This is a genomic window from Pseudomonas synxantha BG33R (assembly GCF_000263715.2).
In the GTDB taxonomy this organism is placed as follows: Bacteria; Pseudomonadota; Gammaproteobacteria; order Pseudomonadales; family Pseudomonadaceae; genus Aquipseudomonas; species Aquipseudomonas synxantha_A.
On record NZ_CM001514.1, the window covers coordinates 3829497 to 3853942 of the forward strand.

The following is a 24446-nucleotide window of genomic DNA, read 5'->3' on the forward strand; positions in this document are numbered from 1 at the left end:
AAATTATTCCGTGCGTGTGGCGGGGGTGGTCGCGGCCACGTTGCTGGCGTTGTATCCGCCACCCAGGGCCTGCATCAGTTGAATCGACAGATCGATCTGCGCCGCCTTCAGGGTCGCCAGCTGACGCTGGGCCTGCAGCAGTTGCTGCTCGATACTGAGCACATCCAGGTAGTTTCCGATGCCTGAGCTGTAGCGTTGCACCCCGGTGTCGTAGGACTGCTGGGCAATGTCGGCGGCATGTTGCTGGGCCTGGATCTGGCGGCCGGTGTCGCGCAGCTGCGAAAGGCTGTTGCCGATATCACCCAGGGCTTGCACCAGGGTTTTGTTGTACTGGGCCACGGCCAGGTCGTAGTCGGCGTCGCGGGCGTCAAGGTCGGCGCGCAGGCGGCCACCATCAAAAATCGGCAGCGAAATCGTCGGCGCAATATTGAAGAAGCGGCTGGCCGAACCGAACATCGCATCGCCCAGCAACGACTCGGCGCCTGCGCTCGCGCTCAGGTTGAGGTTGGGGTAGAAGCGGGTTTTGCTCGCGTCGATGTTCTTGCTCGCCGCCTCCACTCGCCAGCGTGCGGCCACCAGGTCGGGACGACGGCCGAGCAGCTCGGCGGGCAATACCGAAGGCACGGCGATAGCGCTGGGTTTGAGCACCGTCGGGCGCGCCAACTCGTCGCCACGGTCCGGGCCTTTGCCGAGCAATACGGCGAGGGCGATCTTGGCGCTTTGCAGTTGTTTTTCCGCGTCGATCAGTTGCGACTGGGAGCTGGCTTCCAGGCTCTCGGTCTGCTGGTACTGGTATTCGCTGTCGATGCCGGAACTCAGGCGGCGCTTGCTCAGGTCGAGCATCTGGCGGGTGCGCTTGAGGTCATCGACGGCCAGGTCACGCACGATATGCGCCTGGCCCAGGTCGCTGTAGGCTTTGGCCACGTTGGCCGCCAGGGTCAGGCGCGCGGCCTGCTGGTCGACTTCGGCGGCGCGGGCCTGGCCCAACGCGGCTTCCCAGGCGGCGCGCTGGCCGCCCCACAAGTCAAAGTTGTAGTTGAAGCTGGCGCCGATGTTGCGCACCGTCGAATAGGCATCGCCCTGGCCACGTGGGTCCTGGTCCTTGGCCAAGCGCGAGCGGCTTACACCGGCGCTGGCATCCACGGTCGGCATACGCGCGGCGTTGGCGGCATAGGCGGCGGCTTCGGCCTGGTGGGCACGGGCGTCGGCGACTTGCATGTCGGGGCTGTTTTGCAGGGCTTCCTGGATCAGGCCGTCAAGCTGTGGGTCGCCCAGGCTTTTCCACCAGTCGGCGGCCGGCCAGGCGGCGCTCGACAGCGTCACGCCGCTGAGGGATTTGCCGGTTTGCAGGGTGTTGGCGTCCAGTCGCTGACCCTGGGTGTCGAGGCCGCTGTAGTTGGCGCAACCGGCCAACGTCATCGCCGCCAGCACCAGGCTGAATGCGCGTGTGTTCATGATCTACCTACCCGCTGGATCGTGATGGGGTCACCCGCAGCGATCAGTATCTTCTTCAGGATCCGCTCCAGGGTTTCCAACTCGCCCGGTTCAAGCGCGCCGGCCAGTTGGTTGAGGGCCTGGGCGCCGATGTGCGGGAGCATGTCCGCCAGGCGCTGGCCCTCGGCAGTCAGCACCAGCTGCACCTGGCGTCGGTCCAGCTCGGAGCGCTTGCGGCTGAGCAGGTCTTTTTGCTCCAGCCGGTCGAGCATCCGCGTCATCGAACCGCTATCGAGTGACAGGTTGCGGCACAGCTCGGCCGGGGTGTCTACACCGAACTGGGCCATGATGATCAACACCTTGAACTGCGCGGCGGTGATGCCGTGGGGTTCCATATGGGTGTCGATGATGCGGTCCTTGAGGATCGCGGCGCGGCCCAGCAACAGGCCGAGATGGCAGTTGTGGAAGTTGTCAGGGGTGAAGTGAGGCATCGAAAGTCACCTTATTACTGCCTAGGCAGTGAATGTGTGACGAGATATTACTGCTTAGGCAGCGAATGTCAAATGGAATAATTAGGTTGCTTGGTAGTTGACCGAAGGCTGGAGTGAAATGAAAACCAATGTGGGAGCAAGCCCCCTCCCACATTTTTTACCGCGTACCGATCAGAAATCGCGCTTGTAGAAGATATCCAGAGAACTGGCTACGCCCGTAGCGACTTCCAGGTACACCTTCTTGCTCAACAAGTAGCGCAAGGCAATGGTGTTGGCCGGTTCAAACACCCCGACCCCATAACGCAGGCTGAGTTTCTCGTTGATCTTGCCGCTGGCTACCACGGCGGTGCTGTTACCGGTGCCCTGGGTGTCGAGGTCGAAGTCCTGGATACCCAGCTTGTTGGCGATATCCGAGGTCACGCCGGCACTGCCCATCAAGCCCAGGCCGAGAGCGGCTTCGGCGAGCATGTTGTTGTCTTCGCCGGTGTTGGTGCGCGAACGGCCCAACACCAGATACGACAGCGCATCCTCTTGAGCCATGGCCGGCTCGGAGAAAATCTGCGTGGCCGGCTGCTCGGCGCTGCCGCTCAGGCGAATACCGGCAGTCACGGTGCGGGACGATTCGACCACTACGCGCACGGCTTCGATATCCAGAAACGGTTGATCCAGCGGCCCGGCAAACAACAGCCGTGCGCGGCGCACGTTGAGGCGCTGGCCGTAGGCACGGTAACGGCCGTCGTTGAGCCACAGCTCGCCACGGGTGTCCATGTTGTCGCCAATATGCACATGGCCCTGGACCTTGGCGGTGAGACCGAAGCCGGCGAAGTTGAGCTGCTCTTCACCCACCTCCACGTCGATATCCATGGCCATCGCCATCGGCGCTTTGCCCTCTTCGGTCTGGCTGCCGATGATCACCGTGTCGTCAGAGACCTTGACCGTCGAAGGCGGCAGCTCGCGCACGGTGATATCACCACGGGGAATGTGAACCTTGCCGGCAATCGCCAGTTTGTCGTCCTTGAGGCTGATCTTCAGGTCGGGCGCCACTTCCAGCTTGGCGTAGGGTTCTACGGTGACCGGCAGTTGCGAGCCCTTGAGGCTGAGGTCGACCACCAGGGCGCGGCCCCAGTCGATCTGGCCCGTGAGGCTCCCCTGCCCGGCCTTGCCGCTGCGCCAACCACCGTTGAGCTGCACGCTTTCGCCGGCGATCTGCGCCTGCAGGTTCAAGCCCTCAAGGCTGATGGGCAACTCGGGCCCGGAGACTTCACCGTCCACCAGGTTCAGGTTGCCGTTGACCAGCGGCGCCAGCAAACCGCCGGAGATACGCCCGCTGCCGTTGAGCTTGCCGGTGAGCTTTTCCACCATCGGCACAAAGGGCCGCGCCACGGCGAGGTCCAGGCCCGTGAGGCTGAAATTGCCGGTGATCGGCTTGTTGTTCGGCAGCGGATTTATCTGCGCCTGCAACAACAACTCGCCAAGCTTGCCGCCACGGAAATTCAGCTGGGTGTCGATACGCTTGGGGTTGAGGGTGGTTTCCAGCTTCAGGGTGTCGTAGGGGAAATCCAGCCACTGGCCCTTGTCGCGCACGCGCAAGGTGCCGCCGCTGGCATCTACCGCCACTACGCCCTTGGGCCCGCTTTCCGGCAAATCGAGCTGTACGTCAGCATTGAGCTTGCCCTGCCAGGCGAAGTCTTTGGGCAAAAAGGCCGCAAGGCTGTCGATGGGGAATTGCTTGAGGTGGTAACGCAGCTTCGGTTCGGGCATCAGGCGCTGGTCTTCGCCGCACAGGCTGGCGGGCCCGGAAACCCAGCAGTGCGCACCGAAGGTCAGCTTGCCATCGGCCAGGCGCTCGATTTTCGCCGGGGCTTGCAGCCGCCAGTCCTGGCCGCCGGCTTGTACATCACCGCTGGCCAGGCGCCCGCGCCAGTTGTTTTTATCGAGGTTGCCATCCAATGCCAGGGCCAGTTTGACCAGGGGGCCGGCCAGGTCCAGTTGGACCTTTTGGTTCTTGATATCGCCCTGGGCGCTGGCGGTCAGGTTGCCGACCTGGGTTTCGCCGGCGTAGATGCCGCTGGCCTTGAGGTCGAGCTTGGCGCGTTGGGCGCTATCGAGGCTGGCGTCGAGGTTGAGGGCTTGCAGGCGATTGTCAGCAAATGCGAGTTGCTGGCCCTTGAGGTCGAGTTTGCCTTGCGGCGCCTTCAAGGTGCCGGCCACATCGACACGCCCATTGATTTGCCCGCGCAGTTGCGGCCAGAGCTGGGCCAGGCGCGTCAGCTTGATGTCGATCTGCCCGGCCAGGCGTTGTTGCAGGCTGCCACTGCCGTTGATGCGGTTGTCACCCAGGCGGATGTCCAGGTTGGCGAGGGTCCATTGTTCGCCTGCACCTTCGGCCTTGGCCGCCAGCACAGCGGTTTGCCCGCGCAGGCGGCCCTTGAGGTCAAGGTCGGCGTTGAGCTTGAGTTGTTCATTTTTGAACTCGCCTTTGCTGCGCAGCGGTCCGGCCAGGGTGCCGGGTAACTCGGCCACCCAGTACGCCGGGTTCAACGCCGACAGGTCCAGCGCGGTGTCCCAGGCAATACCGTCGGCAAATTGCAGGTTCAGGTGGCCTTCGGCCTTGCCCTGACCAGCCGTCAGTTTCAACTCGGGCAGGAAGACTTGCTTGAGGTCGCCACTGAAGGGGGTGACCACATTGAACTTACCCGCCGGGCCGTCGAGGTCGGCCTTGAGGTTGCCCAGGTAATTGCCGTCCTTATAGGAGATTTCACCATTGAAGGTACGCAATGCCACTTGTGGCTCGTCGATCACGGGATAGAGGCGATGCCAGGGGAAGTCCAGCCAGTCGATTTTGGCGTCAGCACTGAAGCCTTGTTGCCAATCCAGGTTGGCACTGAGCTTGAGGCTTTGCTGGTCACCGGCATTCAGGTCCAGGCCGGCAATCTGCGCGCCCTTGGCATCGACCTTGCCTTGCAGGAGTAAATCCACCGGGCCTTTTTCCGCTGGCAGCACGGCCTTGCCTAGCAACTGGTAGCCATCTTTCAGGTTGCCCTTGGCGCTCAAGTCCAACTGGTTGAGTTGCAAGGTGTCAGGCAGGTCGGCGCTGGGCTTGAACGCCTCGGAGGTGATGTGCAACTGCGCCGGCAGATTTTCGGCCAGGGGTTGCAGCTCGCCTTTGAGCTTGGCCGGCAGGTAGCCGCTGCTGTCGGCGTCGAGATTGAGGGTCTTGAGCAGGTCGCCGTCGAGCTTGAGCGCGACGCTCCAGGGTGCACCGCCTGGGGCGTAGGGCAGGCTCAGGTTGCCGGTGGCATTCAGCGGCCAATCGCCGGTAGGTTGCAGCAGGCCGGCAAGGTCGAGCACCAGGTCATCGCGCTGCAAATGTACCGAGTCAATCTGCATGCCAGCGGTGGTCCAGTGCGCCGCCAGTTGCAGGCCCTTGAGTTCTTCGCTGCCGTTGAACAGCAGGCTACCGATGCGAACGTCGCCCAGTTGGATGGCAACCGGCAGTTTCAGGTCGGGGAGTTGAATCGGCCCGCTGCTGCTCTCTTCGGCACTGGGGGCAAATTCCAGGCTGACCTGTTCCACGTCCAGTCGGTTGATACACAGGGTCATGCGCAACAGACAGCCGGGCGACCAGTCAAACGTCGGCGCATTCAGCTCGACGCGGCTGCCGTCCTGCCGCCACAGCAGATGATCGGCACTCCACTGCCCGCCCAGGCGGCCCTGGAAATTCTCCACGCTCAAACCTGGCACCTGGCCCAAGGCCCAGCGACTGCCCGCCTGGGTGCCAAGCACTGACCACAGCGCCAACAACAGCAACACGAGGATGGCGACCAGCACCAGCCCCGCTATCTTAAAACCACGCATCACAGCTCAGGCCCCATGGAAAAGTGCAAGCGAACGCCGCCCGGATCTTCGAGGGCATGGGCCAGGTCGAGGCGGATCGGCCCCACCGGCGAAACCCAGCGCACGCCGACGCCGACGCCGGTTTTCAGGCTCGGCAGGTCCAGGTTGTTGAACGAGTTACCCTGGTCGATGAAGGTCGCGATCCGCCATTTATCGGTGATGGAGTATTGATACTCGGCACTCAAGGCCACCATGTAGCGACCACCGATACGGTCGCCACGATCGTTCTCGGGCGACAGGGTCTGGTACTCGTAGCCGCGCACGCTCTGGTCGCCACCAGCAAAGAAGCGCAACGACGGCGGCACGGATTTGTAGCCGTTGGTGGCACTGCCGCCAAATTGTGCGCGCCCCAGAAAACGGTGGTTGTCCCACAAGGTGGTCAGGCCCTTGATCGTGGCCGTGCCGTAAAGCAGGTTGGTGTCAGACCCCAGGCCCTCTTTGGCGACCTTGGTGTCGAACATCAGGCGATAGCCATGGTGCGGGTCGATACGGTTGTCGCTGCGCAGGTAGGAATAACTGACCCCCGGCATCAACAGGTTACTCAGCCCCGAGTCATTGCCCAGGCGGTATTCCTCACGCTGGTACTTGAGGGAAATCACCCGCGTCCAGCCGCTGGGCAACTTGCTGTGCCATTCAGGACCGACGGTAAGCAGCTTGCTCAAGGTGTCGGTGTTGGCGATCTCTTCATTCTGATAGCCACCGGCAAAGCGCAATTTGTCGGTAAGCGGCGGGTCCAGCGGTATGTCATACCACAGGCCGACGTTCTGCCGCGGCGCCGACAATTCGGCTTCCCAACCGTAACTGTGGCCCTGGGGGTTGACCCAATGCCGCGTCCAGTTGGCTTTGCCCCGTGGGCCGACGTCGGTGGAGTAACCCAGGCCGAGGCCCATGGTGCGGGGCTTGCGGGTTTCCAATTGCACGGCGACGGGGATTACGTCGTTGGTCGCGGCGGTGGGGCTGGCGTCTACGCGCACGCCTTCGAAGAAGCCGCTAGCTTGCAGGTTCTGGTTGAGTTCGGCGACCAGCTCGGAGTCGTACGGCGTGCCACTGTCAAAGGGCACCATGCGTTGCAACAGTTCTTCATCAAACGGCGTGTCGCCGCTGAAGCTGACCTTGCCCATGCTGTAGCGCGGGCCGCTGTCGTAAATGAGTTCGATGTCGGCCACACCCGCTTGAGGGTCAACCGCGAGCTTCTGGCTAGTGAAGCGCCCGCTGAAAAAGCCGTAGCGTGACGCCTGGTTCTGGATCAGGCGCTTGGCGTCTTCGTAATGACCGTGATTGAGCACGGCACCGGGCTTGAGGTCGTCGCTGGCGGGTACGCGAAAGGCCTTGAGGCTCGCGGCCTGGCCATCGACCCGAATAGTCACGTCGCGCAAATGCACCGGTTCGCCGGGGTCGATGGTGAGGGTCAGGCGCGGGTTCTTGCCGCCCTTCACCTCGCTGGCGATTTGTGGCTGATAGAAGCCCAGTGCCTGCGCGGCTTTGCGCGCCTGCTCCTCGGCGCCACGGCTGAAACGCAGCAAGGCTTCTTCGTCACGATCGCCGACCCCGCCGATATAGCCTTCGATGTTGGCTTTCAGCGCGTCGTTTGAGGGTTTGATCCGCACGTCCAGTTCACTTTGCGCCAATGCGCCGCAGCTTGTGAACAGCAGAATCAAGCCGCTGGTAAATCTTCCTGGATACTTCATAGGCGCGGATGCTACACGAGCTAGGGAGGGACTTTGAACTCGGATTTGTCTGAATAATTCTGTCCTAAGACGTTGCAGGATGTAACGCCTGGGGATTGGGATGGAAAAACACATGCTCCAGCACCGGCCCTACGGCGACTTCACCGATCTCCTCATAGCCTTGGCGCTTGTAGAAATCCAGGTAACGGGAGTTGCCGGTGTCGAGCACCACGCCTGAGGAATGCGGATCGTCGGCGCACCAATTGTGTACTGCTTCAAGCAGTTGCTCACCATGATGCTGGCCCTGGAACTGCGGGTGAATGCCCAGCAGCGGCAGCACATGCACGGCCTCGCTGGGCAGGCACGCCAGTACGGCCTGATGATATTCCAGGTAGCGTCGCGTACCGCGCACGCCGGTGCTCAGCCACATGCGGATCTGCCAGGCCCAGCTCTCGGTGATGCCCAGGCGTCGTTGCGGCGGCGCGATCAGGGCGATACCGATCAGCCGGTCATTGACGAACAGGCCGATGGCGGGAAGTTTCTGAAAAAAGTGCTGCTTGACCAATTCGCGCACGGTGGCGCGCACCCGCTGCTCGTAACCCGGCCGTTCGGCTTCGAAGATATAGGCGAAGGTCGGTTCATGGCGATACGCCTGGTAAAGCAGGGATCGCGCTTCACGGGAATAACCGCTATTGAGCAGGCGGATTTCGGCAGTGGCCGTCGAAGTGTCTGGCATAACAGTCAATCTCCCTGGGCGCCACTCAAACATGGCGTTCTTATGGGTACGAACCTGTGCAGCTCCAGTCGTTCCCAGACATTAGCAGCGCATTCACCCTACCGCCACGCTGGCCCCCGTCCGACTTGTCGGCTAGCATCGCCCTTTTGCCAGACTGGACTGCCGACCATGAAAATCGTCTCCTTCAATATCAACGGGCTGCGTGCTCGCCCTCATCAGCTGGCGGCGCTGATTGAAAAGCATCAACCTGACGTGATCGGCCTGCAGGAAACCAAGGTTCACGATGATCAGTTCCCGCTGGCCGAAGTGCAGGCTTTGGGTTATCACGTGTACTACCACGGGCAGAAAGGCCATTACGGCGTGGCCCTGCTCTCGCGCCAGCCGGCCTTGAGCCTGCACAAAGGTTTTGCCAGCGATGAAGAAGACGCCCAGCGTCGTTTTATCTGGGGCACCTTCGCCGATGAAAACGGTCACCCGGTGACCATCATGAACGGCTACTTCCCCCAGGGCGAAAGCCGCGACCACCCCACCAAGTTCCCGGCCAAGCAGCGCTTCTATGAAGACTTGCAGCACCTGCTGGAAAGCCAGTTCAGCAATGACCAGGCGCTGGTGGTGATGGGCGACGTGAACATTTCCCCGCAAGACTGCGACATCGGTATCGGCGCCGATAACGCCAAGCGCTGGTTGAAAACCGGCAAGTGCAGCTTCCTGCCGGAAGAGCGCGAGTGGATGGAGCGCCTGAAGAACTGGGGCCTGGTGGACAGCTTCCGCCACCTCAACCCGGACGTGAACGACCGTTTCAGCTGGTTCGACTATCGCAGCCGTGGGTTTGAGGATGAGCCCAAGCGCGGGCTGCGCATTGACGTGATCATGGCGTCCACCGGGCTGGTGCCACGGGTCAAGGATGCCGGGGTGGATTACGATTTGCGTGGCTTGGAGAAGCCGTCGGACCATGCACCGATCTGGTTGGAACTGAGCTGATAGCAAGCCTGGTGAAGATCTAAATGTGGGAGGGGCGGTGCGACGCATCAGTCACATTGCTGCAACCCAACTGACTTAATCTCGCGGCACTTCCTTTGGCTTGAGAAGGTGCCGGCATGATGCTGCGCGTTCTGTTCCTGTGTATTGCGATCACCCTCCCTGCCGTGGCAGCCCCTCTTCCCATTCCCGGCCAAGGTCCTGCCCTGCGCATCCAGGGCTCCAACACCATCGGCGCGGCACTCGGCCCGGCGTTGGTCATGGGTTTGATGGAGCATCAAGGCTTACGGGATGTACGCAGCGAACCGGGCGCCGGGGCAAACGAACAGAGCGTGGTCGGCACGACGCGCCAAGGCAAGACGGTGACCATCGAAGTCGCGGCCCACGGTTCCAGCACCGGCTTTGCCGCGCTGAAAAATACCCGCGCTGACCTCGCCGCCGCGTCCCGCCCGATCAAGGACGGCGAACTGGTGGACCTTGAACCTCTGGGTGACCTGAAAAGCCCCGATGCCGAACAGGTCATCGCCATTGATGGCCTGGCGATCATTGTTAACCCACGCAACCCACTCAATACTCTTGACACCGAGCAGTTGGCCCAGATCTTCAACGGCGAAGTCAGCACCTGGGAGGCATTGGGCGGGAGTGGCGGTGCCATTCATTTATATGCCCGTGATGATCAGTCCGGCACCTACGACACCTTCAGGGAACTGGTGTTGAGCCGACGTCAGCAGCCGCTCGCGCCGTCAGCCAAACGTTTCGAATCCAGCGAACAGCTGTCCGATGCCGTCAGCCAGGATCCCCAGGGTATCGGCTTTATCGGCCTGCCCTATGTGCGTCAGGCCAAAGCAGTGGCGATTGCCGATGGTGACTCGCAACCGATGTTGCCGCTGACCAGCCTCATCGCCACCGAAGATTACCCGCTGTCGCGACGGCTGTTCTTTTATCTGCCGCCCTCCTCCCGCAATCCGTGGGCCAAGGCGTTGGTGGACTTTACCCAATCCAGTAAAGGCCAGGCGATTGTGGCGGCCAATGGTTTTATCGCCCAGCAGGTGCAGGCGATCGGCGTGACACCTCGCCCGTCAATGCCTGACGACTACCAGGCCATCGCCCGCGACGCTCAGCGCCTGACGGTGAATTTTCGCTTCGAAGAGGGTAGCGCCAGCCTCGACAACAAGGCACGCCAGGATTTGCAGCGGGTGGTGGCTTATATCAAAAGCCACGGCAAGCTGAACAAGCAGGTCACGCTGGTGGGCTTTGGCGATACCAAGAACGATCCGCAACGTGCGGCGTTGCTGTCGAAGTTACGGGCGATGGCGGTGCGCCGCGAGCTGGCCAAGAGCGGCGTGGTGCTCAAGGATATTCGCGGGTTTGGCGCGCAGATGCCGGTGGCGGCGAATACCGCAGACGAAGGTAGGATCAAGAATCGGCGGGTGGAGGTTTGGGTGTACTGAAGCTTGAGTTGGTGTTGTTCAATCTGGCCTCTATCGGGAGCAAGCCCCCTCCCACATTTGGATTTGTGAATACAGTCAAATGTGGGAGGGGGCTTGCTCCCGATAGAGGCGACGCGGTGCTACTGCCCGCCGCGCATCATCTCCCGCGGCACATACTTGCCAATCTCGAACTTGCCGATCGCCGCGCGGTGCACTTCGTCCGGGCCATCCGCCAGGCGCAGGGTACGTTGCATGGCGTACATATAAGCCAGCGGAAAATCATTGGAAACCCCGGCGCCGCCATGGATCTGGATCGCACGGTCGATCACCTTCAAGGCCACATTCGGCGCCACCACCTTGATCTGGGCGATTTCGCTTTTCGCCACTTTATTGCCCACGGTGTCCATCATATACGCCGCTTTCAGGGTCAGCAGGCGCGCCATGTCGATTTCCATGCGTGAGTCGGCAATCTTGTCGATATTGCCGCCCAAACGGGCCAGCGGCTTGCCGAACGCGGTGCGGCTGACCGAGCGTTTGCACATCAATTCCAGGGCACGCTCAGCCATGCCGATGGAGCGCATGCAGTGGTGGATACGGCCCGGGCCAAGGCGCCCCTGGGCGATTTCGAAGCCACGACCTTCCCCCAGCAAGACGTTCTCATACGGCACGCGCACGTTGTCGAACAGCACCTCGGCGTGGCCATGGGGGGCATCGTCGTAGCCGAACACCGGCAACGGGCGCACGATTTTCACGCCGGGGGTGTCTACCGGCACCAGAATCATCGAGTGCTGCTGATGGCGCGGCGCATCCGGGTTGCTCAAGCCCATGAAGATCAGGATTTTGCAACGCGGATCACAGGCGCCGGAGGTCCACCATTTCTTGCCGTTGATCACCCACTCATCGCCCTGGCGTTCGGCGCGGGCGGCCATGTTGGTGGCATCCGAGGAGGCAACATCGGGCTCGGTCATGGCGAAGGCCGAGCGGATTTCGCCACGCAACAGCGGTTCGAGCCAGCGTTGTTTCTGCTCTTCGTTGGCGTAGCGCACCAGCACTTCCATATTGCCGGTGTCGGGAGCGGAGCAGTTGAACGGCTCCGGGCCCAATAACGAACGCCCCATGATTTCAGCGAGCGGCGCGTATTCAAGGTTGGTCAACCCAGCGCCCAGCTCGGATTCCGGCAGGAACAGGTTCCACAAACCCTCGGCTTTAGCCTTGGCCTTGAGTTCTTCCATGATGGCCGTGGGCTGCCAGCGATCACCTTCGCTGACCTGGCGTTCGAACACCGGCTCGGCCGGATAGACGTATGCGTCCATGAACGCAGTGACGCGCTCACGCAGTTCCTGAACCTTGGGCGAATAGGCGAAATCCATGAGCAGCTCCCTTCTTTGAGAGGTTGTTTAGGTCATGTATTCGATGCTAGAACAGCGCTGATAATTTACCTAGCCTATTCTCGGCGTGTATTAACATTCATCACCGATATATGATCGGCGCATGGACACTCACAATAAGAGCGCAACGAAATGAATTTGAACAAGGTCGACCTCAACCTCTTCATCGTCTTTGATGCGATCTATACCGAAGCCAACCTGACCCGCGCCGGGCAGATCGTCGGCATAACCCAGCCGGCGGTGTCCAACGCCCTGGCACGTCTGCGCGAAACCTTCAACGACCCGCTGTTTGTACGCACCGCCCAAGGCATGGTGCCCACACCGATGGCGCAGAACATCATCGGCCCGGTGCGCAATGCGCTGTCGTTGCTGCGGGTGTCGGTGCAGGAAAGCCGGATTTTCAATCCCCAGCAGGCCGCCAAGACGTACCGCATCAGCATGACCGACCTCACTGAAGCGGTGATTCTGCCGCTATTGTTCCAGCGCCTGCGCCGCCTGGCGCCGACCGTGGTGATCGAGAGTTTCCTGTCCAAGCGCCGTGAGACCACCAAGGAACTGGCCGCCGGGCGCCTGGATTTTGCCGTGGATGCGCCGCTCAACACCGACCCGCAGGTGCGCCATGTCAAATTGATGGAAGACCGCTACGTGTGCGCCATGCGCAAGGGTCACCCCATGGCAGGCAAGGACAAATTCAGCCTGGATGACTACCTGTCATTGACCCACATCCATATCTCCAGCCGTCGCAATGGCTTGGGCCATGTGGACCTGGCGCTGGGCAAAATGGGCATCCAACGCAAGATCGCCCTGCGCTCGCAGCACTACCTGATGGCTTCGCAAGTGTTGCAGCAGACCGACATGGTCATGACCGTGCCCGAACGCTTCGCTCGTCGCCATGAACTGCACTGGTTCAACCTGCCGGTCAACGACGTACCCCCGGTGGAAACCCACCTGTACTGGCATGAAAGCACCGACCAGGACCCGGCAAACCGCTGGATGCGTGAGCAGATGATCGAGTTGTGCCAGCAAGTCACCGCCCACGAAAAGAAGCTCGACAAACAGCAATCCTAAGGTTCAAGAATACCCATTGTGCGAGGGGGCTTGCCCCCGATGGCACGCGCAGAGCCCCTTGACGTTCACGTCAACCTGCAATTAGCTTAGCGCCAAGCCTTTCTTGAGCACCGCCATGAGCACCACCTACAGCATCTCCGACCTCGCCCGCGAGCTCGACATCACCACCCGCGCCATTCGCTTCTATGAAGAACAAGGCCTGCTGGCCCCGGAACGCCGGGGCCAGGAGCGTATCTACTCGGCGCGGGACAAAGTCAGCCTCAAGCTGATCCTCCGGGGCAAGCGCATCGGCTTTTCCCTGGCCGAATGCCGCGAACTGATCGAACTCTACGACCCCAGCGGCGGTAACCAGATCCAGCTCAACAGCATGTTGGCGAAGATCGCCGAACGCCGCGAACAGTTGGAACAGCAACTGCTGGATATCGAACAAATGAAGCTGGAACTGGACACCGCTGAAGAGCGCTGCACCCAGGCCCTTGCGCACACCATGAGCCAGGCCGGCCATTAACCAGAAGGTAACTGCCATGTCCCTCCCCTCTTACGTGCGCCTGGTGGAAGTCGGCCCACGCGACGGTTTGCAGAACGAAGCCCAGCCCATCAGCGTGGCGGACAAAGTCCAGCTGGTAGACGCGTTGAGCGAAGCTGGCTTGAGCTATATCGAAGTCGGCAGTTTTGTCTCGCCCAAATGGGTGCCGCAGATGGCCGGTTCGGCTGAGGTATTCGCGCAGATCCAGCGCAAGCCCGGCGTGACCTACGGTGCACTGGCGCCGAACCTGCGCGGGTTTGAGGATGCGCTGGCGGCCGGGGTCAAGGAAGTTGCGGTGTTTGCCGCGGCGTCCGAAGCTTTTTCCCAGCGCAATATCAACTGCTCCATCAGCGAAAGCCTGGAGCGATTCGCGCCGATCATGGCTGCGGCCAAACAGCACGGCATCAGCGTGCGCGGGTATGTGTCGTGCGTGTTGGGCTGCCCTTACGAAGGCGATATCGCCCCGGAGCAAGTGGCCGCGGTCGCCCGTGAGCTGTACGCCATGGGCTGCTATGAAGTGTCCCTGGGTGACACCATCGGCACAGGCACGGCGGGCGCTACCCGGCGCCTGTTCGAGGTGGTCGGGGCGCAAGTGCCAAGGGACAAGCTGGCCGGGCATTTCCATGACACCTACGGCCAGGCCATCGCCAATATCTATGCCAGCCTGCTGGAAGGTATAAATGTATTCGACAGCTCTATCGCGGGCCTCGGCGGCTGCCCTTACGCCAAGGGCGCCAGCGGTAACGTGGCCACCGAAGACGTGTTGTACCTGCTCAACGGTTTGGGGATCGAAACGGGGATCGACCTGGAACGCTTGATTGGCGCAGGCCGGCAGATCAGCCACGTCCTTGGTCGACCTAGCGGGTCGCGGGTTGCGAAGGTGCGTAACGCCAGTTGAGTAGCACAGCTGTGACAATGTGTTACCGCACACAGGCATAACGGGTAACGCGGGAACAGAATTCGTCATGGCTGGGCAAAACTATTTGCCCGATAAAAACTAACTACATGATTTTAAAAGAATTTAAAAAGTTGGCACGGCTCCTGCTATCTCTATGGCATAACAAGAATAAAAAGCGCCAAACCTAATAAAAACAAGACGAAACGACTCTGACATAACAAAAACAACACGGCAGAGACGCAGCTAACAGATTTTTTTGGAGAAGATGTGCTTCGCAGGGTACGGCATGCCGCAACCCGCAACCGGATAGAGAAAAATAAAACTACCTCCAGGTAGCTACCACTGGTTGGATCGTTTACGAAGAAGCAGGTCAGCGCTCAAAAAAATACGTTTGCTCTTGACCCCGGATGGGGGTCGCCAAAAACAGCAGTACGGGTCACGGCTACCAAAAACAACAACAGGCCGCCCCTCAATAATAAGAAAAGAGCACGCAACGACAAATTAAAGGGGACCTTCGGGTCCCCTTTGTGCTGTTCGCACTTTTTTGACTTAAACGGATGCCACCTTCTTCGCTGAGAAATTGTTAAGCACAGTGACCGTCAGGGTCTGCATCGCCGTTGTCTCTTTGGATTGTCGCAGCGCACCCAGTTGTTTCATTTGCTGATGATAAAAAGCATCGGTCATGGAACCGTCGGTCAGAATTTGATCCCGGGTCTTACCCAGCAGGCGAGCAACTCTGTTAACCGCTTCGTCGTACGCCTGCTGCCACGCCTGTTTTGCATCTTGCTCTACAGGGTCACCCTGTGTTTTTTGCAGGTCAGCCACCTCTTCCAACGCCTCTTGCGTTTCAGCTATCAACTCAAAATCGGTGCCCGTCAGGACGTTGAACTCCTGTGAGTATTGGGTACGAAGCTGGTTCCTCCAAAATTCCATATCTACAAAAAAACGACTCTTTTCGCTGATATTTTTTTCATCCTCAAGCACTTGTAAATAAGCAGCATCAAGCGTTTCCGAGCCCACACCAGCAGTTTGGCGATAGAGCATTTCAAAGGTTTTGATCGGCAAATTCAGCCGCTGTGCCAAGCCGGTCCGATACGCAAGAACGACTTCGGTCTCTTCCGCGAAAGCTGCCCCTCGCGCCTCGACATCACGCTCAGCGATGATATCCACCAGCTTCAGGCGAAAAAGCCGCCCAGCCGTGTTAATAAAGGTCGCTTCCACCTCATGCTCCCCAACCTGCTCAAGCGATTGTTCCACTAACAGGTCAATTTCCAGGTTCATAAACTCAAGTACGCTGCCGTCACCACAAGTAGCGCGACCATCGGCTGACTTAAACAATACTTCACGAGTCGTTTGATTCTCATAGACCGCTTTAATCATGTCCCAGACGCGCTCCGCCAACTGCGGCCGAGTAACCCCGGAGGTGTACTCTGCGCAACGTGTCGTGTCCGCCAGCACGGCGAAAAATGCCGCAGCCTGTGGACTGGAGCTGAGCTGGTCCCACATATCGCCGCGACTGGTTAGCATTTCTACGGGGGAATCGTGCAGCCACAACCTGCGCCCATCGGCGAGTGTGACGTGATCATCGGTAAAGCGTTCTTCCGATACAGGATTATCATGCACACTGATTCGATCTGGATGATCGACGGCGTACTGAGGCAATTCAGTCATCGCGTTTGTATGCAGATCGATCCAGGCCAAGTTATTCAGATGTTCGGCGCCTCTGGGGAACGTTGTCGTCCCGGTATTCGCCAGATCCAGCCGGTTCAAATCATGCATGTTGCTCAGATCGGCGACCCATCCCAACTGATGGTTATGGGAGAGGTTCAGTCTGGTCAAACGTTGCATACCTTCGAGACGTGCCTGGCTTTGCCCCGTCAGCCGTATGTCATTGCCGCTCAAGTTGAGCGTGGTCAAACCCGCGCCACCATTTGCAAACTCCGGCAGTCGTGTGAAGTTGCTGTAGCTGATATCCAACCAACGTAAACCGCCAAATGCGTTCAAGAAAGGCAACGACGCATCCGAAAGATACATTCTCGATAGATCCAGACAGTCCACATGGTCCATGTTCGCCGTAATCGGCGGTAACTCGCCGATTTGCTCATCGGCCAAGCGCAAGATGTACTTCATACCTTCTTGCTCGGGGCCCATGGCGGGTTGCGTCGATCTGCGCTGCCAAGCGTCTTTGATGGCTTCAACCACTCGGCCCCGGGACCTGCGTTGGTGCCACTCACCGCTGTCGCGCCAAGCGTTCAAGTCTGTCTTGAGTTGCTCGAACTCCTCATTGAGCACTTTCATTTTTGCCAAGAACTCAATATCGCCGACGTCCTTTAGATCCAACATCTGCTCCACCTGCGCGATGGACTTTGAGGGATAGAGCTCTAATGCAGCCCTTTCACATGCATAAGGCCGACGACTCGCTGCGCCTACCGGACTCAACGGGTAACCCACGCGCCCACCGGCAAGGCGCATTGGCGGTCTATAGCGGGGCTTGACAGGCTGCATCTGCAGCAACCCGCACAGTTCATCGCGAGGCATCAGCGGCATTTGTTCCAGCACCTGCTTCAAGCTCGCGCCACGGTCATGGGCAGTCAGTTTCATCGCCGCCCACTCCTCGGGAGAAAGCGCTGACAGGACAGCCCCATAGATGTCCGCCTGAGAATTCAATATTGCAAACTTGTCGTCTTGGACTTCATAAAGGTTCTTGGAGCCAAACTTGATAAAACGACGCTTGACGACCGCATTCTCCGGTCCCACTGAATCCAACAGACGCTCCCCGACAGGCAGCCGCTCGACGATATTGATGCGCAGGTCGGCGGGCCAACCAGGCAGCTTACTCAGGCTGTGCAGCACCATGCGTTGTGTGTCGTCATTGCCCAGGGTCTTGCGGTACAGCCCTTCGTAAGCCCGCGCCAATCGCACTTGCCGTTGATAATGGCGAGCCTCTTCCGCCAGTCGCAACGGCACGCGATTGTGTTCGATGAGACTTTTCATTTCTACGGAGTTGGCACCGTTCAACAGTTCTTCAATAACGGCCTGGGGAAGCGAAGGAAACACACGCTTGATCAACCTTGCGGCCTCGCTGCCTGCGTTCTCAGCAGCGGCATAGCGCTGAGCGAAAAGCTCAGACTGATACGCCGCCCTCTGTGAGGTGCTGACAGTGTTGGGCTCCTGCGCCACTGCACTATCCATTTCCAATCGCTTCAAGGTATCGGCCAGGAGGGCAGGCAGTGGTGATTGATCTGCATGTATTTTGCGCAGAGTGTCCATATTGGTTTCAGACATTTGCACAATGCGTTCAAGCTTGAGTGGTTCATTAGCAAAACGCTCTGCCGTCGGGCCAAGCCGCTGCATCAACTGCGAATCGGTCAATGTCAGTGGGTTTTCATGCTCGTGAGCCCAAGCCCCTGCGCGCGTACGGCTTACCTTCGGTGTGTAAGCTGCCGCGTTGTCCGGGTGCAGGATTTTATAGTGATTGCTGGTCCCCACCCGCTCCACCAGGTAATACGTGTTGTTTTCCCTCAGGTATAACCCCCCTTCAAATTCATATAATCCATGCTCATTGACCGAAAGCCCATCGGGCAGTGTGACCTGTCGCTGGTAGGGTTTCAGCGCAGGAGAATACAGACGGATATTGCCGTCAGGGCAACGCACGTGGGCCAGGCTCTCGACAAATGCTGTATTGACAAGCGGTAACAACTTGGCACCCACGACCGTCGTCGCCGCATTAAAGGCGATGTTTGAAACGTGGGCCCATGCGGCTTTCTTATCTCCCTCTTCCCACGCCTCCATACCCGAGCCGATCTCTTGCAACATTTGCACCGCGCCAACTAACAACATGACGGGCGCCAGCTCTGGAAAGACAAGGACAGCTACGTTCAAGACATTCAAAGCCGTGCTGCCTAACTTAACCAGCCAGGCGTTACGCGCACGTGTGTCTGCCGCGTCGGTGGAAACGGCTATCGCCCGGGTGTTATCCAGCATGAGATCGACGTTCTGCCGAGCATAGTCTTGCCACAACAACGAAAGGCGAAGTCCATAGCCAGTGGTGAATGTTCTTATGTCGTTCTTGTCGGCATCAAAATCCTCAAGTTCAGCAAATTGGTCAGTAGGATCCAAGCTTCGCTTGAGCTTTGTATAAAATTGCGATTGCCGCTCGTGAGGGATGAACTGACTGAAAAAGACTCGGTAATCCGCCACGCATAATCGCCCCACCAAATCGACTCCAAAGGTACTTAAGTCGGGATACTCCTTCAGCATACAAACAGGATCTCCCGGAATGAATACTAAACAGGGCTCAGGCTTGTGCACAAACACACCGCGCACTGGATAAGTGTTCAAATTTCCGATAACAATAATTTTCGCCAGCGGCTGACCCAGCACTTTCAAACACGAAAAACTTACGGGCTTACCCCGCCACTTCAGTTCCTTCTGATGCCACATCAACTGTCGTACCAACTGGTAGGCGTCTTGCTCGATATCCCCGCACTCAACCGCCATCTCGGCGGCGAACGCCAACTGCTGCATGGCCGCACCAATCATTAGGTGACGAACGGCTCTTGCCGGATTGCCCATAGCCAAGTTGGGTGTATCGGCGGGACTGACGAATGACTCGACATGCCTCAAGTACTGCGAACCTAAATCCAACGTTCTGCACAGACTTGCAAACACGTGGGGTTTTATCGAAACTTTTCGAGTGAGGACATCGGCCTGATTAAATGTGTGAGACCGCTCGTGAAAATCATACCGGGTGATGAGACGGGCGTCCTCGTCGGCCACTTCAAGCGTATCTTCTACTGCAAAATTATTTAACGCGGCCTCGATCAAGCTGACACCTTCATAACGGTAGTAACAGCTGGCCTCCGGGCCAAAGACTTTTGAGCGATCCGCGGGCACCAGTACTTCACGTGCGAAAAACAGCCGTCTTACATCGTAATCCCCACCAAACTCCTCTTTCATTGCAGCCACTAGAAGCGGCTCGGAAAACGCCACAGCGCCTTGCATTTCATTAAACCTTGCATCCAGCTTGTTCAATGCTCTAAAGCAGCGTTCGTACGCCGTGCTCACGACCAGTTTTCTTTCCGGCGATACGTTTTTGTACCACTGCGGTACTACTAATTGTGTTTCAGAAAACTTCTTTTTGTGCTTCAGAGCAGCGCCGCCATACCAAGGCGGCAACCGATCCTGTATGACACCCGCATGTACACTCTGCACCACAACTGATTGACTGCTGTCACGTTGATCGAGATTACTCATTTACCGAATTCCATTTGATAGAACAAACAATCAATATCCGATCGTTTCTCCATCAAACAGTGGTATCCACATACCCCACGCTGCGATTCCACCCGCCCTCAGTCGCGAGTAGACGCCAACTCCTCGATACTGATCTCACGCATCCGAAACTTCTGGATCTTTCCCGTCACCGTCATCGGAAATTCGTCCACGAACTTGAAGTGCCTGGGTGTCTTGAAATATGCGATACGGTCCTTGCACCAGGTTTGCAGCTCCAGTGCGTTGGCGACCTGCCCCGGATGGAATTTGATCCAGGCGACGATTTCTTCCCCGTAACGCTCATCCGGAATACCGATGATCTGCACATCGGCCACTGCCGGGTGGGTGAAGAAAAACTCTTCCAGCTCACGCGGGTACACGTTCTCGCCCCCGCGAATAATCATGTCTTTGTTACGCCCGGCAATGCAGACGTAGCCGTGCTCGTCCATGGTTGCCAGGTCGCCGGTGTGCATCCAGCCAGCCTCATCGATTGCCTCCCGGGTGCCGTCGGGGTTGTTCCAGTAACCGAGCATCACGCTGTAGCCCCGCGTACACAGTTCACCGATCACGCCGCGAGCCACGGTGTTGCCGGCGTCATCGACAATCCTGGTCTCCAGTTGCGGTTGGGTGCGGCCCACCGTGGTGACGCGTCGTTCTATATCGTCATCCGCCCCGGTTTGCAGCGACACGGGGCTGGTTTCGGTCATGCCGTAGGCAATTTGCACTTCGCGCATGTGCAGTTCGTTGATGACCCGGCGCATGACTTCGATCGGGCATGTCGCTCCGGCCATGATGCCGGTGCGCAGGCTGGCCAAGTCGAACCCGGCCCGGCCTGGGTGATCAAGCATGGCGATAAACATGGTCGGCACGCCGTACAGGCCGGTGGCTCGTTCTTCGGCGACGGCAGTCAGTGTCAGCAGCGGGTCGAAACCGTCATTGGGATAGATCATGGTGGTGCCGTGGGTGATGCAACCGAGGTTGCCCATCACCATGCCGAAGCAGTGATACAGCGGCACCGGGATGACCAGGCGGTCCTGCGCGGTCAAGCCCAGGCTTTCGCCGACCATGTAACCGTTATTGAGGATATTGTGGTGACTGAGGGTAGCGCCCTTGGGGAAACCGGTGGTGCCTGAGGTGTATTGGATATTCACGGGTTGGTCGAAGTGCAGGCTGGTCTGCCGGCTTTGCAGTTGCTCGGGGCTAACTCCGGCGCCCAGGGCCGACAGTTGCGACCAAGACATGAATTCAGGCGGCGGGCTGGGATCGAGACTGATGAGGCCGCGCAGCTCAGGCTTCAATGCCTGAAGCATGGCGTGGTAATCGGAGCTCTTGAACGAACCGGCGCACACCAGCCATTGGCAGCCGGATTGCTTGAGCACGTAATCCAGCTCACTGCTGCGATAAGCCGGGTTGATATTGACGAGGATCACCCCGAGCTTAGCGCTTGCCACTTGGCAGATCAGCCATTCGGCGCAATTGGGTGCCCAGATACCCAGGCGGTCACCGATTTGCATACCCAAGGCGAGGAACGCCCGTGCATGCAGATCAACCGCCTCGGCCAGTTGCCGCCAGGTGTAGCGCCGCTGCTGATGGCGAACCACCAAGGCTTCGCCATCGGGATACTGCGCGACGGTTTGATCGAATGCCTGGCCAATGGTCATGGCCAGCAAGCACTTGTCCTGAGAGCCACGGCTGTAGCTCTGATTCGGTTGATCCATAACGACCCCTTGTTGTCTTTTTTGTAGGTTGACGTAAACGTAAACTACGATTGACAGCGCCGCAACGCAAGCTTACGTTAACGTAAAGGTGAGCGCCCTCCTCCTGCGCCCGACCCACACAACAACAAAGCTCACATTAAGGTGCCTGTCCATGAGTTACCCGTCCCTGAACTTCGCCCTCGGCGAAACCATCGACATGCTGCGCGACCAGGTGCAGTCCTTTGTGGCCAAGGAAGTCGCACCGCGTGCGGCGCAGATCGACATCGACAACCTGTTCCCCGCCGACCTGTGGCGCAAGTTCGGCGACATGGGCCTGCTGGGCATCACCGTGCCGGAAGAATATGGCGGTGCCGGCCTGGGTTACCTGGCCCATGTAGTGAGCATGGAAGAAATCAGCCGCGGCTCGGCCTCGGTGGCGCTGTCGTACGGTGCGCACTCCAACCTGTGCGTCAACCAGATCAATCGCAACGGCAACCACGAACAGAAACTCAAGTACCTGCCCAAGCTGATCAGCGGCGAGCACATCGGCGCCCTGGCCATGAGCGAGCCGAATGCCGGCTCCGATGTGGTCTCGATGAAACTGCGCGCCGACAAACGCGGCGACCACTACGTACTCAACGGCAGCAAGACCTGGATCACCAACGGCCCCGACGCCAATACCTATGTGATCTACGCCAAGACCGACCTGGAAAAAGGCCCCCACGGCATCACGGCCTTCATCGTCGAGCGCGACTGGAAAGGCTTCAGTCGCAGCAACAAGTTCGACAAGCTGGGCATGCGCGGCTCCAATACCTGCGAGCTGTTTTTTGATGACGTGCAGGTACCGGAAGAAAACATCCTCGGCGTGCTCAATGGCGGCGTGAAAGTACTGATGAGCGGCCTGGATTACGAGCGCGTGGTGCTCTCCGGCGGCCCTACCGGGATCATGCAGGCGTGCATGGATTTGATCGTGCCCTACATCCACGACCGCAAGCAGTTCGGCCAGAGCATCGGCGAATTCCAGCTGATCCAGGGCAAGGTTGCCGACATGTACACCCAGCTCAACGCCAGCCGCGCCTACCTCTACGCCGTGGCCCAAGCCTGCGAGCGCGGCGAGACTACGCGCAAGGACGCCGCCGGTGTGATCCTGTACAGCGCCGAGCGCGCCACGCAGATGGCGCTGGATGCGATCCAGATCCTGGGTGGCAACGGCTATATCAACGAATTCCCTGCCGGGCGCCTGTTGCGTGACGCCAAGCTGTATGAAATCGGCGCCGGCACCAGTGAGATTCGGCGGATGTTGATCGGTCGCGAACTGTTCAACGAAACCCGCTGAAGGAGCGCGTCATGGCCACCCTGCATACCCAACTCAACCCGCGCTCGGCGGAATTTGCCGCCAATAGTGCGGCGATGCTTGCACAGGTCGACGCCCTGCATACCCTGCTTGCCCACGTGCAACAGGGTGGCGGTGCCAAGGCCCAGGAACGCCACACCTCGCGCGGCAAGCTGCTGCCCCGGGAGCGCATCAATCGCTTGCTCGACCCGGGTTCGCCGTTTCTTGAACTCAGCCAACTGGCGGCTCATCAGGTGTATGGCGAAGACGTACCGGCGGCTGGCGTGATTGCCGGAATCGGCCGCGTGGAAGGCGTGGAGTGCATGATCGTCGCCAACGATGCCACGGTCAAAGGCGGTTCCTACTACCCACTGACAGTGAAAAAGCACCTGCGCGCCCAAACCATCGCCGAGCAGAATCGTCTGCCGTGCATCTACCTGGTGGATTCCGGCGGCGCCAACCTGCCGCGCCAGGACGAAGTATTCCCCGACCGCGAACACTTCGGGCGGATTTTCTTCAACCAGGCCAACATGAGCGCCCAGGGCATCCCGCAGATCGCCGTGGTGATGGGCTCATGTACCGCCGGTGGCGCCTATGTGCCGGCGATGGCCGATGAAGCAATCATGGTGCGCCAGCAAGCCACCATTTTCCTTGCGGGCCCGCCGCTGGTGAAGGCGGCCACCGGTGAGGTGGTCAGCGCCGAAGACCTCGGCGGCGCCGATGTGCACTGCAAGATCTCCGGCGTGGCCGACCACTACGCCGACAGCGATGAACACGCCCTGGCGCTGGCCCGGCGCAGCGTGGCCAACCTTAATTGGCGCAAACAAGGTGAGTTGCTGCAGCGCCCGCCCGTGGCACCGCTGTACAGCAGCGAAGAGCTGTACGGCGTGATTCCGGCGGATGCCAAGCAGCCGTTCGATGTGCGCGAAGTCATCGCGCGGTTGGTGGACGCTTCGGTGTTCGACGAGTTCAAGGCGTTGTTCGGAACAACGTTGGTCTGCGGCTTTGCGCACTTGCATGGCTACCCGATTGCGATCCTGGCCAACAACGGCATCCTGTTCGCCGAGGCCGCGCAGAAAGGTGCGCACTTTATCGAACTGGCTTGCCAGCGTGGGATCCCCCTGCTGTTCCTGCAAAACATCACCGGCTTTATGGTCGGCCAGAAATACGAAGCCGGCGGCATCGCCAAGCATGGTGCCAAGCTGGTCACGGCGGTGGCGTGCGCCAGAGTGCCGAAGTTCACCGTGATCATCGGTGGCAGTTTTGGCGCCGGTAACTATGGGATGTGCGGCCGCGCCTATGACCCGCGCTTCTTGTGGATGTGGCCCAACGCACGCATTGGCGTGATGGGCGCCGAACAGGCCGCCGGGGTGCTGGTGCAAGTCAAGCGTGAGCAGGCTGAGCGCGCAGGCAACGGTTTCAGTGCGCAGGAGGAAGCCGCCATCAAGCAGCCGATCCTCGACCAGTATGAAACCCAGGGCCACCCCTATTACTCCAGCGCGCGCTTGTGGGATGACGGTGTCATCGACCCGCTGCAGACCCGCGACGTACTGGCCCTGGCCTTGTCCGCCGCACTGAACGCCCGCATCGAGCCGAGCCGCTTCGGCGTGTTCCGCATGTAAATGGAGC

Annotated in this window: 15 protein-coding genes; 7 read left to right on the plus strand and 8 right to left on the minus strand. The window is 59.5% G+C overall.

Features of this window, described 5'->3' with window-relative positions; genetic code table 11:
* Positions 1-3: 3 nt before the first annotated feature.
* The 5 genes from PSEBG33_RS10830 to PSEBG33_RS10810 all read right to left on the minus strand — a co-directional run bounded on the left by PSEBG33_RS10830 (position 4) and on the right by PSEBG33_RS10810 (position 8225).
* Positions 4-1455 (minus strand): efflux transporter outer membrane subunit, encoded by a 1452-nt coding sequence (locus tag PSEBG33_RS10830; RefSeq protein ID WP_005789187.1) that lies wholly within the window; start codon positions 1453-1455, stop codon positions 4-6.
* Positions 1452-1925 carry a MarR family winged helix-turn-helix transcriptional regulator gene (locus PSEBG33_RS10825; RefSeq protein ID WP_005789189.1) on the minus strand — a complete coding sequence of 158 codons (474 nt, stop codon included), beginning with the start codon at positions 1923-1925 and terminating at the stop codon, positions 1452-1454. The genes PSEBG33_RS10830 and PSEBG33_RS10825 overlap by 4 nt, the downstream gene beginning before the upstream one ends.
* Before the next feature lie 171 nt (positions 1926-2096).
* Complete coding sequence (locus PSEBG33_RS10820; RefSeq protein WP_032803608.1) at positions 2097-5783, minus strand: translocation/assembly module TamB domain-containing protein; 3687 nt, start codon at positions 5781-5783, stop codon at positions 2097-2099.
* Positions 5783-7510 (minus strand): autotransporter assembly complex protein TamA, encoded by a 1728-nt coding sequence (locus PSEBG33_RS10815; protein ID WP_005789193.1) that lies wholly within the window; start codon positions 7508-7510, stop codon positions 5783-5785. Before PSEBG33_RS10815 ends, PSEBG33_RS10820 begins: the two co-directional genes overlap by 1 nt.
* Positions 7511-7574: 64 nt before the next feature.
* Positions 7575-8225: a GNAT family N-acetyltransferase gene (locus PSEBG33_RS10810; RefSeq protein ID WP_005789194.1), complete on the minus strand. Its 651-nt coding sequence runs from the start codon at positions 8223-8225 to the stop codon at positions 7575-7577.
* A gap of 168 nt (positions 8226-8393) precedes the next feature.
* Here PSEBG33_RS10810 and xthA point away from each other — a divergent pair, with 168 nt between their 5' ends.
* The gene (xthA, locus tag PSEBG33_RS10805; protein ID WP_005789196.1) at positions 8394-9206 is read left to right on the plus strand and encodes an exodeoxyribonuclease III; all 813 of its coding nucleotides are present in this window, start codon (positions 8394-8396) and stop codon (positions 9204-9206) included.
* 116 nt (positions 9207-9322) lie between these two features.
* Positions 9323-10654 (plus strand): substrate-binding domain-containing protein, encoded by a 1332-nt coding sequence (locus PSEBG33_RS10800; protein WP_005789198.1) that lies wholly within the window; start codon positions 9323-9325, stop codon positions 10652-10654.
* Positions 10655-10773: 119 nt separating this feature from the next.
* On the opposite strand, the gene PSEBG33_RS10795 is transcribed toward PSEBG33_RS10800, so the two are convergent.
* Complete coding sequence (locus PSEBG33_RS10795) at positions 10774-12003, minus strand: acyl-CoA dehydrogenase (RefSeq protein ID WP_005789200.1); 1230 nt, start codon at positions 12001-12003, stop codon at positions 10774-10776.
* Positions 12004-12153: 150 nt separating this feature from the next.
* Between PSEBG33_RS10795 and PSEBG33_RS10790 the strand changes: the two genes are divergently transcribed.
* The 3 genes from PSEBG33_RS10790 to PSEBG33_RS10780 all read left to right on the plus strand — a co-directional run bounded on the left by PSEBG33_RS10790 (position 12154) and on the right by PSEBG33_RS10780 (position 14513).
* A complete protein-coding gene (locus PSEBG33_RS10790) occupies positions 12154-13089 on the plus strand; it encodes a LysR family transcriptional regulator (protein WP_005789201.1) in 936 nt (311 codons plus the stop codon).
* Between the two features lie 115 nt (positions 13090-13204).
* Positions 13205-13597 (plus strand): MerR family transcriptional regulator, encoded by a 393-nt coding sequence (locus PSEBG33_RS10785; protein WP_005789203.1) that lies wholly within the window; start codon positions 13205-13207, stop codon positions 13595-13597.
* Between the two features lie 16 nt (positions 13598-13613).
* The gene (locus PSEBG33_RS10780; RefSeq protein ID WP_005789205.1) at positions 13614-14513 is read left to right on the plus strand and encodes a hydroxymethylglutaryl-CoA lyase; all 900 of its coding nucleotides are present in this window, start codon (positions 13614-13616) and stop codon (positions 14511-14513) included.
* A gap of 549 nt (positions 14514-15062) precedes the next feature.
* Here the strand turns inward: PSEBG33_RS10780 and PSEBG33_RS10775 are convergent.
* Together PSEBG33_RS10775 and PSEBG33_RS10770 are read right to left on the minus strand one after the other, a co-directional pair.
* Entirely contained in the window at positions 15063-19769 is a 4707-nt protein-coding gene (locus PSEBG33_RS10775; protein ID WP_050989043.1) for an NEL-type E3 ubiquitin ligase domain-containing protein, read from the minus strand.
* A gap of 98 nt (positions 19770-19867) precedes the next feature.
* Entirely contained in the window at positions 19868-21505 is a 1638-nt protein-coding gene (locus PSEBG33_RS10770) for an AMP-binding protein (RefSeq protein ID WP_005789210.1), read from the minus strand.
* Between the two features lie 151 nt (positions 21506-21656).
* On the opposite strand from PSEBG33_RS10770, the gene PSEBG33_RS10765 reads away from it, so the two are divergent.
* Entirely contained in the window at positions 21657-22820 is a 1164-nt protein-coding gene (locus PSEBG33_RS10765; protein WP_005789212.1) for an isovaleryl-CoA dehydrogenase, read from the plus strand.
* 11 nt (positions 22821-22831) lie between these two features.
* Entirely contained in the window at positions 22832-24439 is a 1608-nt protein-coding gene (locus PSEBG33_RS10760) for a carboxyl transferase domain-containing protein (RefSeq protein ID WP_005789214.1), read from the plus strand.
* The last annotated feature ends 7 nt before the right edge of the window (positions 24440-24446 follow it).

Bases quoted from the DNA above. Each gene is read 5' to 3' on its own strand.
- PSEBG33_RS10770 (WP_005789210.1), bottom strand. From the start codon at position 21,505: ATGGATCAACCGAATCAGAGCTACAGCCGTGGCTCTCAGGACAAGTGC.
- PSEBG33_RS10810 (WP_005789194.1), bottom strand. From the start codon at position 8,225: ATGCCAGACACTTCGACGGCCACTGCCGAAATCCGCCTGCTCAATAGC.
- PSEBG33_RS10765 (WP_005789212.1), top strand. From the start codon at position 21,657: ATGAGTTACCCGTCCCTGAACTTCGCCCTCGGCGAAACCATCGACATG.
- PSEBG33_RS10820 (WP_032803608.1), bottom strand. From the start codon at position 5,783: ATGCGTGGTTTTAAGATAGCGGGGCTGGTGCTGGTCGCCATCCTCGTG.
- PSEBG33_RS10775 (WP_050989043.1), bottom strand. From the start codon at position 19,769: ATGAGTAATCTCGATCAACGTGACAGCAGTCAATCAGTTGTGGTGCAG.
- PSEBG33_RS10760 (WP_005789214.1), top strand. From the start codon at position 22,832: ATGGCCACCCTGCATACCCAACTCAACCCGCGCTCGGCGGAATTTGCC.
- PSEBG33_RS10830 (WP_005789187.1), bottom strand. From the start codon at position 1,455: ATGAACACACGCGCATTCAGCCTGGTGCTGGCGGCGATGACGTTGGCC.
- PSEBG33_RS10790 (WP_005789201.1), top strand. From the start codon at position 12,154: ATGAATTTGAACAAGGTCGACCTCAACCTCTTCATCGTCTTTGATGCG.
- PSEBG33_RS10795 (WP_005789200.1), bottom strand. From the start codon at position 12,003: ATGGATTTCGCCTATTCGCCCAAGGTTCAGGAACTGCGTGAGCGCGTC.
- PSEBG33_RS10785 (WP_005789203.1), top strand. From the start codon at position 13,205: ATGAGCACCACCTACAGCATCTCCGACCTCGCCCGCGAGCTCGACATC.
- PSEBG33_RS10815 (WP_005789193.1), bottom strand. From the start codon at position 7,510: ATGAAGTATCCAGGAAGATTTACCAGCGGCTTGATTCTGCTGTTCACA.
- xthA (WP_005789196.1), top strand. From the start codon at position 8,394: ATGAAAATCGTCTCCTTCAATATCAACGGGCTGCGTGCTCGCCCTCAT.
- PSEBG33_RS10780 (WP_005789205.1), top strand. From the start codon at position 13,614: ATGTCCCTCCCCTCTTACGTGCGCCTGGTGGAAGTCGGCCCACGCGAC.
- PSEBG33_RS10825 (WP_005789189.1), bottom strand. From the start codon at position 1,925: ATGCCTCACTTCACCCCTGACAACTTCCACAACTGCCATCTCGGCCTG.
- PSEBG33_RS10800 (WP_005789198.1), top strand. From the start codon at position 9,323: ATGATGCTGCGCGTTCTGTTCCTGTGTATTGCGATCACCCTCCCTGCC.